General features: G+C 44.1%; 11 protein-coding genes. 6 read left to right on the forward strand and 5 right to left on the reverse strand.

What is annotated here, in order from left to right:
* The first annotated feature begins 66 nt into the window (after window positions 1-66).
* The 4 genes from tig (at window position 67) to G509_RS0109000 (ending at window position 6,156) form a co-directional block, all read left to right on the forward strand.
* Window positions 67-1,392 carry a trigger factor gene (tig, locus tag G509_RS0108985; protein WP_026991224.1) on the forward strand — a complete coding sequence of 442 codons (1,326 nt, stop codon included), beginning with the start codon at window positions 67-69 and terminating at the stop codon, window positions 1,390-1,392.
* Between the two features lie 94 nt (window positions 1,393-1,486).
* On the forward strand, window positions 1,487-2,161 hold the full coding sequence (gene clpP, locus G509_RS0108990; protein WP_026991225.1) for an ATP-dependent Clp endopeptidase proteolytic subunit ClpP: 675 nt from the start codon (window positions 1,487-1,489) through the stop codon (window positions 2,159-2,161).
* Window positions 2,162-2,237: 76 nt separating this feature from the next.
* Complete coding sequence (clpX, locus tag G509_RS0108995; protein ID WP_026991226.1) at window positions 2,238-3,470, forward strand: ATP-dependent Clp protease ATP-binding subunit ClpX; 1,233 nt, start codon at window positions 2,238-2,240, stop codon at window positions 3,468-3,470.
* Window positions 3,471-4,059: 589 nt separating this feature from the next.
* Window positions 4,060-6,156: a glycoside hydrolase family 97 protein gene (locus G509_RS0109000; RefSeq protein ID WP_026991227.1), complete on the forward strand. Its 2,097-nt coding sequence runs from the start codon at window positions 4,060-4,062 to the stop codon at window positions 6,154-6,156.
* A gap of 85 nt (window positions 6,157-6,241) precedes the next feature.
* Here G509_RS0109000 and G509_RS23315 read toward each other — a convergent pair whose 3' ends face one another.
* Both G509_RS23315 and G509_RS0109010 read right to left on the reverse strand, forming a co-directional pair.
* Window positions 6,242-6,421, reverse strand: coding sequence for a hypothetical protein (locus G509_RS23315; protein WP_131450779.1), 180 nt, complete (start codon window positions 6,419-6,421; stop codon window positions 6,242-6,244).
* 77 nt (window positions 6,422-6,498) lie between these two features.
* Window positions 6,499-8,037, reverse strand: coding sequence for a GH3 auxin-responsive promoter family protein (locus G509_RS0109010; RefSeq protein ID WP_026991228.1), 1,539 nt, complete (start codon window positions 8,035-8,037; stop codon window positions 6,499-6,501).
* Between the two features lie 41 nt (window positions 8,038-8,078).
* Between G509_RS0109010 and G509_RS0109015 the strand changes: the two genes are divergently transcribed.
* Window positions 8,079-8,873 carry a DUF2797 domain-containing protein gene (locus G509_RS0109015; protein WP_026991229.1) on the forward strand — a complete coding sequence of 265 codons (795 nt, stop codon included), beginning with the start codon at window positions 8,079-8,081 and terminating at the stop codon, window positions 8,871-8,873.
* Window positions 8,874-9,063: 190 nt separating this feature from the next.
* On the opposite strand, the gene G509_RS0109020 is transcribed toward G509_RS0109015, so the two are convergent.
* Both G509_RS0109020 and sppA read right to left on the reverse strand, forming a co-directional pair.
* Window positions 9,064-11,703: an AsmA-like C-terminal region-containing protein gene (locus G509_RS0109020; RefSeq protein WP_026991230.1), complete on the reverse strand. Its 2,640-nt coding sequence runs from the start codon at window positions 11,701-11,703 to the stop codon at window positions 9,064-9,066.
* Between the two features lie 44 nt (window positions 11,704-11,747).
* Window positions 11,748-13,523 carry a signal peptide peptidase SppA gene (gene sppA / locus G509_RS0109025; RefSeq protein ID WP_026991231.1) on the reverse strand — a complete coding sequence of 592 codons (1,776 nt, stop codon included), beginning with the start codon at window positions 13,521-13,523 and terminating at the stop codon, window positions 11,748-11,750.
* A 132-nt stretch (window positions 13,524-13,655) separates the two neighbouring features.
* Between sppA and folK the strand changes: the two genes are divergently transcribed.
* Window positions 13,656-14,798, forward strand: a complete 1,143-nt coding sequence (gene folK, locus G509_RS0109030; RefSeq protein WP_026991232.1) for a 2-amino-4-hydroxy-6-hydroxymethyldihydropteridine diphosphokinase — start codon at window positions 13,656-13,658, stop codon at window positions 14,796-14,798.
* On the opposite strand, the gene G509_RS22830 is transcribed toward folK, so the two are convergent.
* The gene (locus G509_RS22830; protein WP_081663278.1) at window positions 14,787-17,609 is read right to left on the reverse strand and encodes an Ig-like domain-containing protein; all 2,823 of its coding nucleotides are present in this window, start codon (window positions 17,607-17,609) and stop codon (window positions 14,787-14,789) included. The two genes, folK and G509_RS22830, sit on opposite strands and share 12 nt — an antisense overlap.
* Window positions 17,610-17,628 lie beyond the last annotated feature (19 nt).

Here is a 17,628-nt window from a genome sequence, read left to right on the forward strand (position 1 = left end):
GTATGGGTTGCAAAAAAACTTTAATTTTGGCAGCCATAATTTTATGGATATAAAACAATTGAACTAATGAATATTACAAGAGAGCAGGTAGATGCATTAAACGCTGTTGTAACAGTAGCAATTACAAAAAACGACTACAAGAATAATGTAGATAAGATTTTACAAAACTACAAAAAGAGTGCTTCTATTCCCGGCTTTAGGAAAGGTGCAGTGCCAATGAGCCAGATACAAAAACAATACGGTAAAGCAGTATTGTTAGAAGAGGTTAACAAAGTGTTGCAAAAGTCGCTTAGCGATTACCTTGCTAAAGAAAAGCTTGATATTCTTGGAAATCCGTTACCTAAAGTTACCGAAGATTTTAACTGGGATGCCGAAGATTTTTCTTTTGAATTTGAATTAGGCCTTGCTCCTGAATTTACGGTAGACCTTGGTGCTAAAAACAATGTAGTTCGTTACAATATTATTGCAGATGATGCCATGCTTGATGAGCAGGTAGAACGCATACAAAAACAATACGGTAAATTAGTACCTAAAGATGTTATAGAAGAAGGCGATGATATTGCCGGTACTTTTAGCAACGAAGAAAAAGGTATTAACAGCCCTGCTACCATTACTTTAGATATTTTTAAAGATAAAAAAGCGGCTAAAAAATTTATTGGTAAAAAAGTAGGCGACGTTGTTAGCCTTTCTACCAAAGGCCTATTTGACGACGACCATAAACTAATGGATTACCTTAAAGTGGGTCATGATGATGTTCATGGTCTTGATATTGAGGTAAACTTTACTATAGAAGAAGTTAACACTACAGAGAAAGCAGAGCTTAACCAGGAGCTTTTTGATAAGCTGTTTGGCGAAGGTGCAGTAACATCTGTAGAAGAGCTTAAAGCTAAAATTAAAGAAGATGCAGAGCAGCAGTTTGCGCAGCAGGCCGACCAGAAATTCTTAAATGATGTTACTGAGTCGCTTATTGCAACAACTAAGTTCGACCTTCCTTCAGAATTCCTTACAAAATGGCTTCAATCAGCCGGTAAAGAGCCTTTAACGGCAGAGCAGGCCGAAGCTGAATTTAAAAAATCAGAAGGTGGTTTACGTTACCAGCTAATTGAAGGTAAAGTGCTTACACAAAACAGCCTGCAGATAACTTTTGAAGACTTAAAGTCGTATACATCTGAAGTTATTAAAAAACAAATGGCACAATTTGGCCAGCTAAACCCAACTCCGGAAGATGTAGAGGGCATTGTTGCAAGGGTACTTTCTAACCAGGAAGAGGTTAAAAGGCTGTCTGAGCAGGTAATGAGCGAAAAAATGCTTAACCTTTACAAAGAGAAAGTAGCTCACGAAACAAAAGAAGTTACTTATCAGGATTTCATCAAAGAAATGTACGGTGAGTAATATCGCATAAAATGATTATATTTGAACGTCAGGCCGTATTTGTCCTGACGTTTTTTGATTGCTTTTTATACAAACTAAAAATTTTAAAAAGACTATGGATTTCGGTAAAGAATTTAAAAAATACGCCACCAAACACCACGGCGTTAATAACCTATATTACGATAAAATTGTTAACCGCGTTACCCCAACCGGCCTTACACCATACATTATGGAAGAGCGCCAGATGAATGTTGCCCAGATAGACGTGTTTTCGCGCCTTATGATGGACAGGATCATCTTTTTAGGAACGGGTATAGACGATCAGGTTGCAAACATCGTTCAGGCGCAATTGTTGTTCCTGGAAAGTACAGATGCCTCTAAAGACATCCAGATCTATATTAACTCTCCGGGCGGTAGCGTATATGCCGGTTTAGGTATGTACGATACTATGCAGTATATTAAGCCCGATGTTGCTACAATTTGTACCGGTATGGCAGCTTCTATGGGTGCTGTATTGCTTTGTGCAGGTGCTGCGGGCAAACGTTCGGCACTGCCACACAGCAGGGTAATGATTCACCAGCCATCAGGCGGTGCTCAGGGTGTTGCTACGGATATGGAAATTAACCTTCGCGAAATGCTTAAACTTAAAGAAGAGTTGTATGCCATTATTTCTAAGCACAGCGGACAGACCTTTGATAAAGTACACAAAGACAGCGAGCGCGATTACTGGATGAAAGCGCCCGAAGCTAAAGAGTACGGAATGATTGACGAAGTACTTATAAGAGAATAAATTTATAAAATAAGAGTTATAAGTAACAGGGATGCTATTTGAGTATCCCTGTTATGGTATAACACAATAAACGAAGATGGCGAAAGAAGTATTAGAATGTTCTTTTTGCGGCAGGAAAAAGCCGGAGACCAATTTATTAATTGCGGGCATTAGTGCGCACATTTGCGACCGATGCATAGAACAGGCTCACGGCATAGTGCTTGAGGAGCTAAAACAAAGCGGGTCTACCGCTATGGCGGCAGAGCTGGACCTTAAAAAGCCTAAAGAAATTAGGGCATTTTTAGACCAGTACGTTATAGGGCAGGACCAGACTAAAAAAGTGCTGTCTGTTGCGGTATACAACCACTACAAAAGGTTAACGCAGCAAAAAAGCGACGATGATGTAGAGATAGAAAAAAGCAACATACTTATGGCAGGGCAAACCGGTACCGGTAAAACCCTGGTTGCTAAAACTATAGCGCGCATGCTTAACGTGCCTTTGGCTATTGTAGATGCAACGGTGTTAACCGAAGCTGGTTACGTGGGCGAAGACGTAGAGAGCATCCTTACACGTTTGCTGCAGGTGGCTGATTATGATGTTGCTAAGGCAGAGCGTGGCATTGTGTTTATAGACGAGATTGATAAAATTGCCCGTAAGAGCGATAACCCGTCTATTACGCGTGATGTTAGTGGCGAAGGTGTACAGCAGGCATTGCTTAAACTACTTGAGGGTACGGTAGTTAACGTTCCGCCGAAGGGTGGGCGTAAACACCCCGACCAGAAGTTTATTGAGGTTAACACCCAAAACATCCTGTTTATTGCCGGTGGTGCTTTTGATGGTATAGAGCGCATCATTTCTAAAAGGCTTAACCGCCAGGCAGTAGGGTACAGCACATCAAGAAACATAGATAACATCGACAAAGACAACCTGTTACAGTACATTATCCCTAAAGATATTAAAGATTTTGGGTTAATTCCTGAGATCATTGGGCGTATGCCGGTGCTTACCCACATGGACCCGTTAGACAGAGATACACTTCGCGCAATTTTAACCGAGCCTAAAAACGCCCTGGTTAAGCAGTACAAAAAGTTATTCGCTATGGATGACGTGGAGCTATCGATTTCTAACGATGCTTTAGACTATATTGTAGATAAAGCATTAGAGTACAAGCTGGGTGCCAGGGGATTACGTTCGCTTTGCGAAGCCATCCTTACAGAGGCTATGTACGAATTACCGGGCTCTGAAGAAAGAACCCTGGACATTGATAAAGATTATGTAGACCATCACTTAAACCGTACGCTACTTAAAAGGCTTAAAACAGCATCTTAATAGTAGTCAGTTTTTAGTTGACAGTTCACAGTATATTAGCCCCGAAAGGGGCTTTTTTGTGCTTAATATTTCACTTTTGGTTTTTAAAAACGCTATAAATCAAAGTTTTTATCATGTTAAACTTTACTTTTAGTAAGTAAAATCTTTAAAAAAGCTTAATATTTCACTTTTGGATCTTAAGTTAGTCGAAGTTTATGGAACGCGGATGACACGGATTTCAGGACGCGGATTTCCGCAGATTTTGATTCAATATTCCACGTCAAAAATGTTACAATAAATCATCGGCTTCTAACTTTAAAATTTCTCAACTCCTTCACTTCACTCATAATTTCATTACCTGAAAAATCCGTAAAATCCGCGTCCTGAAATCCGTGTCATCCGCGTTCCATGACTTGAAGACTTTCGACCTGACGACTTTATGGCATTTTTCCTTTCGACTTTACGACCTTCGACCTTAAGACTTAAAGAGAAACTTTTCAACACGCAAACCTTTGCGTGGTTACGAAAATGTTATAGTGCGCCTTTGTATTGTTTATTTGGGTAATTTTATCGTTTGCAATTAGATAATCAATATTTCAAACACAACTCCATGAAAAAATTATTCTGGGCCTTTCTTTTACTTGCCGGTGCGGCACTCCATGCGCAGCAGGTAACATCGCCCGATAAAAATGTGGTTCTTACCTTTAAGCTTAGTGCCAACGGCGAGCCAACGTATGAGCTTACCTACAAAAAGAAACCCGTTATTAAAACCAGCAAGCTGGGCATAGATACTAAAGATGTTGCCCCAATGCTTAGCGGTTTTACCGTTGATAAAACCGAAAACGCCACCTTTGATGAAACCTGGGCACCGGTATGGGGTGAGGAGAAAAGCATCCGTAACAACTATAACGAGCTGTTGGTTACCCTTAGCCAAAAGGCGCAAAAGGGCAGGTACATCCGCATCCGTTTCAGGGTGTTTAACGATGGCCTTGGCTTTAGGTACGAGTTCCCGGAGCAGCCCGAGCTTAACTACTTTGTTATAAAAGAAGAAAAAACACAGTTTGCCCTTGCGGGCGACCACAAAGCATTCTGGCTTCCGGGCGATTATGATACGCAAGAATACAGCACTACAACGTCTAACCTTTCCGAAATTCGCGCCAAAATGACAACGGCAGTAACGCCAAATGCGTCTCAGGAAACCTTTTCGCCAACAGGTGTGCAAACGCCGCTGATGATGAAAAGTAAAGACGGCCTGTACATTAACATACACGAGGCAGCACTTATCGATTATTCGGCCATGTCGTTAAATCTCGATGATAAAAATATGGTGTTCGAATCGTGGCTTACGCCCGATGCACAGGGCAACAAAGGCTACCTGCAGGCAAGCGCGCAAACCCCGTGGAGAACGGTGCTTGTAAGCGATAAGGCTGGAGATATACTTATGTCGCGCACCATTTACAACCTAAACGAGCCTACCAAGTTTAAAGATGTATCGTGGATTAAGCCCGTTAAATATGTAGGTGTTTGGTGGGAAATGATTACCGGTAAAAGCACCTGGGCGTATAACGACCTTACCAACGTGCACCTGGGCGAACTGGATTATTCTAAAACCAAGCCCAACGGAAAGCATGCCGCCAACACGGCCCATGTTAAAGAATATATTGACTTTGCTGCACAGCACGGTTTTGATGCCGTTTTGGTAGAGGGCTGGAACGAAGGCTGGGAAGACTGGTTTGGAAAATCGAAAGATTTTGTGTTCGATTTTATTACCCCGTACCCCGATTTTGATGTAAAAGAACTGCACCGCTATGCGGCCTCTAAAGGCATTAAAATAATTATGCACCACGAAACATCGGGCTCTGTGCGCAACTACGAGCGCTGGATGGATAAAGCGTACCAGTTTATGGTAGATAACGGTTACAACGCGGTAAAAAGCGGTTATGTAGGGGATATCATTCCGAGGGGCGAATACCACTACGGCCAGTGGATGAACAACCACTACCTGTATGCCGTTACCAAGGCTGCCGAATATAAAATTATGGTTAACGCACACGAGGCGGTGCGACCTACAGGCTTGGCGCGTACGTATCCTAACCTTATTGGTAACGAGGCTGCCCGCGGAACCGAATACGAATCGTTTGGCGGTAACAACGCCGACCATACTACCATCTTGCCGTTTACAAGGCTAATGGGTGGCCCTATGGATTATACCCCGGGTATCTTTCAGACTAAAATTAGTGCGTATAACCCCGATAATAATTCGTTCGTACATACCACATTGGTTAAGCAACTGGCACTTTATGTAACCATGTACAGTCCGCTGCAAATGGCTGCCGACCTGCCCGAAACCTACAACAAGCACCTGGATGCATTCCAGTTTATTAAAGATGTAGCGGTAGATTGGGACCAGTCGTATGTTATAGAGGCAGAGCCGGGCGATTACATTACTATGGCCCGTAAGGCTAAAGGCAAAGACGAGTGGTTTTTAGGTGCCATTACCGATGAAAATGCACGTACTGCCAACATTACCTTCGAGTTTCTGCCAAAAGGCAAAACCTTTACGGCAACTATTTATGCCGATGGTACCGATGCGCATTACGAGAAAAATCCGCAAAGCTATGCCATTAAAACCATTAAGGTAACCAGCAAAACCAAGTTGCAGCAAAAGCTTGCCCCGGGCGGTGGTGCTGCAATAAGTATAAAATAATTGCTAATTCCGGATTAGGGAATTAATAATATATCCCAAAATCAAACCATAAAAAAATGCCACTCTGTTGCAGAGTGGCATTTTTTTATTGTGCGTTGTTAAACATTTGCGGTACACTTGCCGAAACATTTACCGTTTCGTTGTACTGTATGCAGCGGCGTTTTCTGCCGCAGTTGTAGCGGTGTGCCGTGTTGCACGATGTTAACAAGATAAGGGCCGAACCAACTAAAAATAAATATTTCTTCTTCATTAAATTCATCTTCATTTAAAATATTTTATATCTCTTAAGGCAAATGTAATGCCAAATTTTAATAAGTAGCTAATTTTGTGTGTGTTAAAGTTTTAAGCAAGGTCGGTTAAGCTACCTTCTGCCTGCATGGCCTTAAGCTGTTCCAGGTAATGGCGTTCGTTGCTAAGGCGCGGTATTTTGTGTTGCCCGCCCAGTTTATCCTGCTCTTTAAGCCAGTCGTAAAACAATTTAGGGCGTGCTACGTTAAGCACCAGCGGGTTTAGCGTCATGTTATTATAGCGCTTGGCCTCGTAGTCAGAATTTAAGCTTTGCAGGGCTTCATCCAGCGTTGCCCTAAAATGCTCGGCATCATTAGGCTGGCTTTTAAATTCTATAATCCACTCGTGGGCACCCTTTTCTTTACCCTCCATAAAAATAGGGGCAACGGTATAATCAATTACCTCCGTACCCGTAACCTGGCAGGCTTTGGCTATGGCCCTGTCGGTATTTTCAACCATCAGCTCTTCGCCAAAAACATTAATATGGTGCTTGGTGCGGCCGGTAATTTTTATACGGTAGGGATTGATGGATGTAAACCGTACGGTATCGCCAATCATGTACCTCCAAAGCCCGGCATTGGTAGTAATAACAATGGCGTAATTTTTATTGGCCTCCACCTGCGATAGCGGAATAACCCTCTGGTTTAACGTGCCAAAGGTATCCATCGGGATAAACTCGTAAAATATGCCGTAATCCAGCATCAGCAGCAGCTCATCGCTGTCGTTGCTGTCCTGTATGGCAAAAAATCCTTCAGATGCATTGTATATTTCGTAAAATTGGAAACCCTGTTTGGGCAGTATTTTTTTGTACTGCTCACGATACGGGGCAAAGCTAACCCCACCGTGAAAATACACCTCCAGGTTGGGCCAAATTTCGAGCAGGTTGGTCTTGCCGGTTTCTTCGAGTATACGGTTAAGCAGCACCATCATCCACGAGGGTACACCGGCAAAGCTGGTAACATTTTCGTGTATGGTTTCCTGCACTATAGCGGCCAGTTTGCTCTCCCATTCGCCCATTAACGACACGCGGTTGCTGGGCGTGCTGCTAAGCTCGGCCCAAAACGGCATGTTGTCTATAAGTATGGCCGAAAGGTCGCCAAAAAAAGTGTTGTTATCTTCATACAGCTGCTTGCTGCCGCCAAGGCGAAGGCTTTTGCCGGTAAAGAGCTGAGAATCTTCGTTGTTGTTAAGGTACAGGCACAGCAAATCTTTGCTGGCCTTGTAGTGGCAGTCTTCCAGCGCTTCAGAGCTTACGGGTATAAATTTGCTCTTGGCATTGGTGGTGCCGCTGCTTTTGGCGAACCATTTAATGGGTGTAGGCCAAAAAACATTTTGCTCGCCGGTGCGGGTTTGCTCAATAAGCGGCTCTAAATCTTCGTAGGTAGAAACCGGGACCCTCTCTGTAAAGGCCCTGTAGTTTTTAACCGATTCAAAACCATACTTACGGCCAATGGCAGTGTTTTCGGCCATTTTAACTAAGTTGTGCAGTAGTTCTTCCTGTACTTCGTGTGGGTACTTTAAAAAGAGCTCTATCTGGTGGATCCTTTTTTTGAGTATCCACGAAGCTATCGAATTGATTATAGGCAAAGCCATATTTGTGCTATCTTTATAGCCATAAAAATACTAAATTTTTCATGCAATACGAAGGAGTTCTCACAAAAATGCAAACAGAGTTGGGTAGCCCAATACAATATTACCTGGTTTTTGATGATAGTTTTTTACATGTTAACCAACTTTTGGGTAAAGAGTTCGAAATTAACTTTATGGGTTTTAGCTGCACCAACTGCTCTAAAAAGAAAAAAATATACCGCATGGGGTACTGCTACGACTGCTTTTACAGCATACCCAGTGCAGGCGACTGGATAATGCGCCCCGAGCTAAGCACCGCTCATTTGGGTGTTGCCGACCGCGATTTGGCCTACGAACAAAAAGTACAATTGCAGCCGCACGTAGTGTACCTGGCATCGAGCAGCGACATGAAGGTAGGGGTAACCCGAAAAACACAGGTGCCCACCCGCTGGATAGACCAGGGTGCCAGCTTTGCCACCCCCCTTGTAGAGGTACCTAACCGTTACCTTGCCGGAATTACCGAGGTTGCCCTTAAGCAGCATTTCTCGGATAAAATAAACTGGAAAAAGATGCTGCTTAACGATGTAGCGCCTATAGACCTGTTAGCCCGCCGTAACGAAGCCAGCTGGAATTTACCCGATGAGGTAATGCCCTTTTTTGAAACTACTGTTGAGAAATTATATACGTTAGACTACCCCGTACTGGAATATCCTAAAAAAATAAGCAGTCTTAACTTAGCTACCACGCCAAGTTATAGCGGTAAACTGTCCGGAATAAAAGGGCAGTACCTGATTTTTGAAGATGGTACCGTTTTTAACGTACGCTCTTACGAAGGTTTTGTTGTACGCATAAGCGTGTAACCGTTGACGGTTGCGGGGTTTTGAGTTGTTTCTGAATCTATAAAATAAAAATGCCTGGCAGATTATTTCTGCCAGGCATTTTTTTATATATTGTTGTATCAAGTCTGTCAACCTGCCTACCGGCAGGCAGGCTTAAAACTGTAAACCGTCAACTTAACTGTTCACTGCGACTGAACACTGAATACTGGCTCTACTGTTTCTTCTTCTTCCCAAAAAGGTCTTTTACTGCATTAATGCCGCTCTTTACCTTTTCCTCGTCGGTTTTAGGGGTAGTAGTTTTGGTAGTGTCTTTAGGCTTGTTACCGTTTATAATGCCATTTAAAAGGTCTTTACCTTTGTCTTTAGCCTCATTTACGTATTTGTCTTTTTGTTGTTTGATAAGCTGCTGCGTAAGGCTGGTAACCGATTTAGAAATATCGGTACTAACCTTAGGGCTTTTAAAGTTGCCTGTAATAACCGCATTAACCGGCACGCTAATTTTACTGGCGTCGCCTGCTTTTAACGATGTTATAAGGCTGTTAACCTCGCTGCCCAGGTATTTGGCAGGTACATCAAACGCAACGGTGTAATTCATGTTCTGGTCAAAGCCATGCGTACCCTGAATGTTAATATCTATATCCTGGTATTTAAGCGCAAACGGCTTAATGTTAACCTTGCCATCGCTAAACGTCAGGTTAATTTTTTGGTTAAGGTTTAACTTAGACGGATCTAAAAATTTAAGGTTGCTGGTTAAAGCCGTAAGCACCTTAGAATTTTGGGTGTTGATGGTAGTATTGGCCAGCGACCCTAATAAATCTCCCGTAAGGGAGTTTAAGTCGGGCGTCATTTCTTTGGCATCCAGGTTACCTGATACCTTAATGGTAGAATTCATCTTACCGTTAATAACCCCTGCAATAGGTGCAATAGATTTAAGCATTTCCAGCTGGGTGAACGACTGTGTAATATCAAGGCTGTTAAGGTCCAGGTTCATGTCGAACTTAGGCGTGGCACCTTTGGTAGAAACCGTACCGGCAAAGCCAATAGCGCCGCCAAATACATTGGTTTTTACGTTTTGCAGGGCAACCGCCTCATCTTTAATAATCATTTTACCCGACACATTGGTAAGGTTCAGGTTGTCGTACACCACGGTGTTGGCCTTGGCGTTTATAGTACAATCTAAAAAAGCCGGAATTTTAACCGCATCAGATGTTGTGGTTTTTTTTGTGGTAGTCTTTTCACCCTCGCCCTCGGTTTTCTTGGTTGTGGTGGTAGTTTTGGTTTCGGTAGCCATAAAGTCCGACACCACAAGCTTGTTAGAACTCATATTAAAGTTGCCCTGTAAGGTTTGGTCTTTAAACACAAAACCGTAAAAATTATCAAGCGTACCGTTAATGGCAAGGTCAGAGCTTCCGGTTTTGGCATCAAAACGGCTCAGGGTTATGCGGCTTGGGTTAAACTGCACATCGGCCTGGCTGATAACAAACGGCTGCGGAAAACCATCGGCCTGGTAGTTAAAACCGCTCAGGCTCATTAATCCTTTATTCTGAATTTTCTCGTACGCACCCGTCTCTACCGATTTCATGTCGAATTTAGTCTCCACATCGGCCTTAAGTATACCGGTAAGCGGCATATCTAACTTAACCGGGTAGGCTTTGGCTACATTCCCCAGGTTAACGGTACCTTTAATACGGGCATCTACAAGGGCATTTTCTATAATGTTTTTGATGTTGGCTTTGGCATCGAACACATCCTGGTCGATACGGAACGACAGTTTATCAAGGTTAACGTAGGTGTCGTTAAGCACTCCCGTTTCGTTAATAATTTTAGTATCAATAACAATATTTTCTACCGATTTTGGTAAGTCAGGATATTTAAACGATGCATTGTTAGATGCAATGGCAATGTTGAATTTTGGTACGCTGTTATCGCTGTTAAGGCCGTTTACCTTACCGTTAATGGTAAAATCGCCATTGGTTTTTACATTGGCAATACTACCGGAGTACGATTCCGGAATTAACCCTAAAAAGTTTTTGAATGATGAGGTTGGCGTTTTAAACGTCATGTCTATCTGCTGCCCGGCTTCAACCATTGCAACGCTGCCGTCAAACTCTAAAGGCAGCTGGTTTATAAATGCCTTGTTTTCTTTAAAGGTATAAATGCTCTTGTCTAAGTCCATACCCAAAACGGCATCCAGCTTAAGGGCTACATTGCGCATGTAGTTGGTCTTGTCCATATCCATCGTCAGTTTGGCGGTAGTATGGGTATCAAGGTCCAGCTTATTAGCGGCAAAATTGCCGGTGCCTTTGTGGTTAAGGCTGTCTATAACCACTTTTATTTTAGAGCGTTCGTCAAAATATTTAAACTTAAGGTTTTCTACCTCGTAGTTTTGAATGCTTAGCGCGAAGGGCTTGCTGGCTTCTGCCGATGCTGGCTTCTCGGCTTCATCTTTAATGGCAATATCAAAATTGCCCACGCCGTCTTTATTAAAAAGTATGTTTACCACCCCGTTTTTGGTGCTGAACGATTGCAGCGCCATCGTTTCGCCATCGCCTTTAAAAAGCTCTTTAACCGACATTTTAAGGTTTATCTCGTTCATGTAAACCAGGGTGTCTCCGGCAAAAGGGGCCTTGTTTATAATACTCAGCTTATCTATGGTAACATTGGCCTGCGGAAAATTACTAAACAGGCTAAGGCTAACATCCTCAAACGCCACGGTGGCATCTACCTGCTCGTTAATAGCCTTGGCAACCATGGCTTTAATTTTGTTTTTAAATAAAAAAGGCGCGGCCGCAAGGGCAATAATCAGGACAAGCAGTACAATGCCCGTCCATTTCAAAACTTTTTTCAACATAACAGTACTAATTTGGGCTTAAAGATAAAACAATACAACGTATCTTACCTTATATTTATTTCGAAAGGCATCATAGCCTGTGTGCCCCTAAGCTGTGTGGCACGCCTTATGCGCTCTATCATTTCGTAGTTTTGCACGCCCACTTCTTCTTTAATAAACTCTTCTTTAGTCTGTGTAAACGGACTTGTTAAGCCTGCTATGTATTTTTTAAACGACTTTTTAAACTCCGGAAAATTTTGTGTAGTGTATTTGGTGGTTTTGCCCAGTTTGGCAGCATATTTAATGGCATCATCAAGGCCGCCAATTTCGTCTACCAGTCCGTTTTTAAGTGCATCGGCACCGGTCCATACGCGGCCCTGTGCAAGGGCGTCAACCGCTTCGGGTGTCATTTTACGGCCAGTGGCAACACGGTTTACAAACGTGCCGTATATCTGCTCAATGCTTTGCTGTATAACCTCGCGGGTGTTATCCTGCAAAGGGGTAAACACACTGTAGCCTGCCGCATTGGTGTGCGTGTTAACCTGCTCTGTATGTATGCCCATGTTGTTGCTAAGCTTGGTAAAGTTGGGCAGTACGCCAAACACGCCAATAGAGCCTGTAATGGTACCGGCTTCAGCAAAAATCCTGTTGGCACCGCACGAAATGTAGTAACCTCCGGATGCTGCATAGTTGCCCATAGAAACCACCACCGGCTTTTTAAGCTTGGCAAGTTCTACTTCCCTCCAAATAAGTTCGGATGTAAGTGCGCTACCGCCCGGCGAATCGACACGCAATACTATGGATTTTACATTATCATCTTCCAGCGCCGCCTTGAATGATTCTCTCATGGCCTTTTCGCCAATAACATTTACATCGCCTTCGCCACCTGTAATTTCGCCCTGGGCATAAATTATGGCAATTTTATCGGTTGCATCGCTAAGTAGCGCGTTTAAATGGGTAGCACTTACATAATCTAAAATATCAATAGAGTTGTATTCTTCGGTTTTATTAACTTTAAGTGCTTTTTTTATACCGTTGCGGTACTCGTCTTCGTAGCCAATTTTGTCAATAAGCTTAACCTGCTTGGCAAGCTCGGCAGTACGGGCACTAAGGTTGTTGGCAATGCTGTTAAGGCTGTCTACAGGTATGTTGCGGCTCGCCGAAATATCGGCCACCATATTGCTCCATACCGATGTTAGCAGGGCCGTTATCTGCTCTCTGTTGGCAGGGCTCATTTCGTTGGCAAGAAAAGGCTCTACAGCACTTTTGTATTTACCGTGACGGATAACCTCCATAGTAATGCCTGTTTTTTCCTGAAAATCTTTAAAGAACATCACTTCAGATGATAACCCTTTAAACTCAAGGTCGGCTACCGGGTTAAGGTACAGCGTATCGGCTACCGAGTTAAGGTAGTAGTCGGTCTGGCTCAACGCATCAGAATAAGCCACTACAAATTTCTTAGTTTTTTTAAATTCTTCCAGCTTGTCCCTTAGTGCTTTGCTTTGCGCAATGCCCAGGGCAGAGTTGGTATTGGTAAGGGTAATGCCTTTAATACGGTCGTCTTTTTTGGCTTCGTCTATGGCGTTAAGCACATCAAAAAGTCCGTCTTTGGGTTCAGAGTCCAGCATCCCAAAATCTTTATAAGTAACCTTGCCGCCATAATCGGCTTTAACGGTGGCTATATCAAGCTCTATAACAGAGTTGTCTTTTACCTGCACTACATCGTCGCTTTCAACACTACTGCCAACCGCCGCAATAATAACGGCAAACAGTATAAAGAACAGGAAACAGAACAAAAATAAACCTACAAGGGTAGAGAGTACGTTTTTTAAAAATTGCATAATGAATTCGATTTTCTAAATAGGTCGCAAAATTACGCTATATGTTACACAGCAAATTGCATTGTTTTAATTTTATTAACAGCTTGCCAATATTTTAAAATGGCAGCAAAATGTTTGCTTACTTTGTAGCCTATGAAATTTCAGAACACCGCTATTTTATCGTTAGGCAGCAACCTGGGCAACCGCCTGCAAAACCTGCAAGACAGTATTAATTTTATACACAGCCATGTAGCTACCGTAGTAAAGGTTTCGGGCATTTACGAAAATCCTGCTATGGGGTTTGTGGGCGATGCCTTTTACAACTGTGCGATTTTGGTGCATACCAATAAAACAGCGCACGAGTTGCTGGAGGGGCTGCAACAGGCCGAACAGCAGGGCGGCAGGGTACGCAGCGCCGACGGGCAGCACATTTCGCGCACTATAGATGTCGACCTGATTGCCTTTAATAACGATGTTATAAACGAGCCGCATTTACAGGTGCCGCATCCGCGGATGCAGTTGCGCAATTTTGTGCTTTTGCCCTTACGGGATGTTGCCCCGCACTGGATGCACCCCGTTATAAAACAGGATGTAAATGCCCTGATTGATACCGCGGAAGACAACAGCCCCTGCGATTTTTTAATGCAGTTGCCGGCACCATTGGCAAATTTAAACCCCGAAAAATTTAAGTACATTGCCATTGAAGGTAATATTGGCGCAGGTAAAACATCGTTAGCCGGAAAGATATCGGAAGATTTTAATGCGAGGATCGTACTGGAGCGTTTTGCCGATAACCCTTTTTTGCCCAAATTTTATGCAGAGCCAGAGAGGTATGCTTTTCAGTTAGAGATGTCTTTCTTGGCCGACCGCTACCAGCAAATTACCGAAGACCTGGCGCAGTTTAACCTTGCCAGCGATTTTGTTGTGGCCGATTACCATATTTTTAAATCGCTTATATTTTCTAAAGTTACCCTTACCGAAGACGAATACAAGCTGTACCACAAATTGTTTGATATTATGTACAGCGAAATTCCGCGCCCCGGCCTGTATGTGTACCTGTACCAAAACAGTGCAACGCTTTTAGAGCAGATTAAAAAGCGCGGACGCAGCTACGAGCAGGATATTACCGCCGATTATCTTGAAGATATTAACAAAGGCTACTTAAAATACATACAGCACACAACGGGCCTAAATGTATTGGTTATAGATGTTAGCGGCCGCGATTTTGTGCACCACCAACCCGATTATATGTGGCTGCTGGAGCAGATAAACAATGCGGCTAACTTATCGCAATAAAGCAAAGTGCCCCTTAATTTCGGGCGTGGCATTATCAACTTTTACAATGTACCAGTAATCATCGGCAGGCAGTGGGCGGCTGTTGTAAGTGCCATCCCAATACGGGTTAAGGCGGCTTAGCTGCGTAATTATCTTGCCGTAACGGTCTAATATAATTACGGTAGCATAGGGTAGTTTGCTCATGCCGGCCAGGGTAAACTGGTCGTTAACGTTATCTCCGTTAGGTGTAAATGCCTTTGGTATAAGGTTAATGGTAAAGCGTTTTGTGTCTTCGCCACAATTAATTACAGAGCGGGCGTAGGCAAAATACACCCCGCTTGATAAATTATAAAACCTTGGCGACGCCTGGTAATTTATCCCATCTATAGAGAATTCGTAATCATCTACCGTGCCGTTTTCCATCATAATGGTGGCGCTCTCGTTGTTTATAGCAATGCGGTCTATTATTGGGGCTGCAATAGTTGTAGCCGTAAATACTTTTGTAGACGGGCAACCAAAAGAGTTCGTTACCGTTACGCTATACGTACCGGCCTCGTCTATGGTTATGGTTTGTGTAGTTGCCCCTGTAGACCATTCGTACTGTTGGTTGGGCAGGCCGGCATCTAAATCTAACGTAGCAATTTCGCAAAACTCCACGGCTTCATCATCGCCTAAAACCGGCACCGGGTTTACAACAACGTCTACAGCTATCCTGTCTGCTGCCGGGCAATTGTTGTTAATGGCCTGCGCGTAAAAAGTAGTATCTGCCGTAATGTTAGGGCTGGTAATGCTGTTGCCGCTGCCAATAAGGTTGCCGCCCGTTGGGGCATCGTACCAGTCTATTATCCCTGCCGATGGCACGCCCTCTAATATCGCTGTGCCCTCGCCACAAATAGCAACCGGTGTGGTTACTGTTACGGTTGGTAAAGAAAGCACTGTAGCTACAACGGCAGTTCGTGTAGCTGTAAGGCAGCCACTGTTATCGGCCTCGGCATAAAAAGTGGTATCGGTTGTAATAAACGGACTCGTAATACTATTTCCGCTGCCAATTAAGTTGCCGCCGGTAGGGGCATCATACCAATTAATGGAACCCACTGTAGTAGTAGCTTCTAACAGCGCCGTACCCTGAACGCAAACATACACCGGGCTAACAGCCGTTATTACCGGCTGCGGAATAACCGTTACGGTAACAGGCATTCGTGTTGAGGTACAGGTATTGTCAAACGCTTCGGCATAATACGTGGTGGTTGCCGTAATGTTCGGACTCGTAATTGTTGTACCCGAACCAATAAGATTACCGCCTGTAGCAGCATCGTACCAGTTAACGGTACCCGCACTTGGTGTGGCGGTAAGTGTTGCAGTGCCGCCTCCGCACAGGTCGGCCGGGGTGGTGGTGGTTAGTGTAGGTAATGGCGTAACGGTTACGTTTACGCCCACACGTGCCGATATACAGCCTTCGCTGCTGGTAGCCTCGGCATAATAAGTGGTTGGACCCGTAACGGCAGGGCTGGTAATGCTGTTGCCGGTACCAATAAGGTTACCGCCGGTGGGGGCATCATACCAGTTAATGGTGCTTATTAAAGCATTTGCCTGCAATGTGGCACTGCCCTGGTTGCACACCGTTACCGGCGATGTTGTTGTAACCACAGGTATATAATTTACTACAGCCAATATAGAGGTACGGTTTGCAGTGGTACAGCTGGCATCGTAAGGCGATACATAATACGTTGTGGTCGTGGTTATATTTGGCGTAGTAAAATTACTGCCCGATGCCAGTAAGTTACCGCCTGTTGGGGCATCATACCAATATACATTACCGTTGCTGGATTGCGCCTGTAAGGCTATAGTGCCGCTGCCGCAAACGGCCCCCGGTGTGTTGCCTGTAATGGTGGGTATGGTAATAGTACTACTGCCTGATATTTGCGGAGCCGTTTCGCCCGGCATGCCGCCATATTCTACCACATAGCCTTTAGCCTGGTAATTACCATCGGGGTCGCCGTTAACGCTAAGGTCGTTCCACGAGCCGGCAATACCAACGCCCGGTGCGGTAATATGGGCATAATCTTCGTTACCGTTATAATTATTGGGTTCGCCGTTGTTCCAGTATTCGTAGTTGGGTGTAGTGCCGTTGGCAGCGCCATTCCAAAATACGGTACCGGCTTCGGGTCCCGTCATCCATTTCCAAACGCCTTCGGTCTCCGCGTCCGATCCGCCAATCCAGCCGTTGCCCGTAGCCTGCTCGCCGCAAAGCTGCGATTCGTCCGATGAACTCAGTGTGGCAAGATAGCCCTGAAGCCCAAAATAGGTAGTGTTTTGTGCTGCGGTTTTAGCGGCTGTCCAGCTTATGCCCAAAGAGGCAATATATTTATAGTAATGCCCTGTAGAAGGCAGGTAATTGGCATCGCCAAGTGTGATGGAAAAGGAGCGCGAACCGGTTGGGTTGGCTGCCGTGCTGTTGTATACTACATTGTTTTTTACAGCATTTATAAGTGTTGTATACGGCACCTGCTGCCCGCCAACGCCGCTTATGGTCAGCTTACCTGCGGTGGCATTCCAGCTGCTGGTAACGTTGGTAATGGTAGTGTTAAGGCTCAGGTTGTCCGACCCGTTTACATAGCCCGATGATATTTGTATGTATACGGCGTTGGTGCCGGTATCATCGGCATCGGTAATATTAAAATCGGTTACAATGTTAATGGGTGTGCCGGGGCAATATACTTGGTTGCCCACTGCGGTTACAACCGGTGCGGCATTATTTTGTGCAAAAGAGTTAGCGCAAAAAAAAAGGAGTAATAATTGAATTCTCAGATATTTCGGGACAAAATTCTTCATCCCGTAAAAATATGAAAAA

The organism is Flavobacterium subsaxonicum WB 4.1-42 = DSM 21790 (genome assembly GCF_000422725.1).
In the GTDB taxonomy this organism is placed as follows: Bacteria; Bacteroidota; Bacteroidia; order Flavobacteriales; family Flavobacteriaceae; genus Flavobacterium; species Flavobacterium subsaxonicum.

What these genes read in the sequence shown, in the direction of transcription:
- tig (WP_026991224.1), top strand. Translation starts at nt 67, where the DNA reads ATGAATATTACAAGAGAGCAGGTAGATGCATTAAACGCTGTTGTAACA.
- clpP (WP_026991225.1), top strand. Translation starts at nt 1,487, where the DNA reads ATGGATTTCGGTAAAGAATTTAAAAAATACGCCACCAAACACCACGGC.
- clpX (WP_026991226.1), top strand. Translation starts at nt 2,238, where the DNA reads ATGGCGAAAGAAGTATTAGAATGTTCTTTTTGCGGCAGGAAAAAGCCG.
- G509_RS0109000 (WP_026991227.1), top strand. Translation starts at nt 4,060, where the DNA reads ATGAAAAAATTATTCTGGGCCTTTCTTTTACTTGCCGGTGCGGCACTC.
- G509_RS23315 (WP_131450779.1), bottom strand. Translation starts at nt 6,421, where the DNA reads ATGAAGATGAATTTAATGAAGAAGAAATATTTATTTTTAGTTGGTTCG.
- G509_RS0109010 (WP_026991228.1), bottom strand. Translation starts at nt 8,037, where the DNA reads ATGGCTTTGCCTATAATCAATTCGATAGCTTCGTGGATACTCAAAAAA.
- G509_RS0109015 (WP_026991229.1), top strand. Translation starts at nt 8,079, where the DNA reads ATGCAATACGAAGGAGTTCTCACAAAAATGCAAACAGAGTTGGGTAGC.
- G509_RS0109020 (WP_026991230.1), bottom strand. Translation starts at nt 11,703, where the DNA reads ATGTTGAAAAAAGTTTTGAAATGGACGGGCATTGTACTGCTTGTCCTG.
- sppA (WP_026991231.1), bottom strand. Translation starts at nt 13,523, where the DNA reads ATGCAATTTTTAAAAAACGTACTCTCTACCCTTGTAGGTTTATTTTTG.
- folK (WP_026991232.1), top strand. Translation starts at nt 13,656, where the DNA reads ATGAAATTTCAGAACACCGCTATTTTATCGTTAGGCAGCAACCTGGGC.
- G509_RS22830 (WP_081663278.1), bottom strand. Translation starts at nt 17,609, where the DNA reads ATGAAGAATTTTGTCCCGAAATATCTGAGAATTCAATTATTACTCCTT.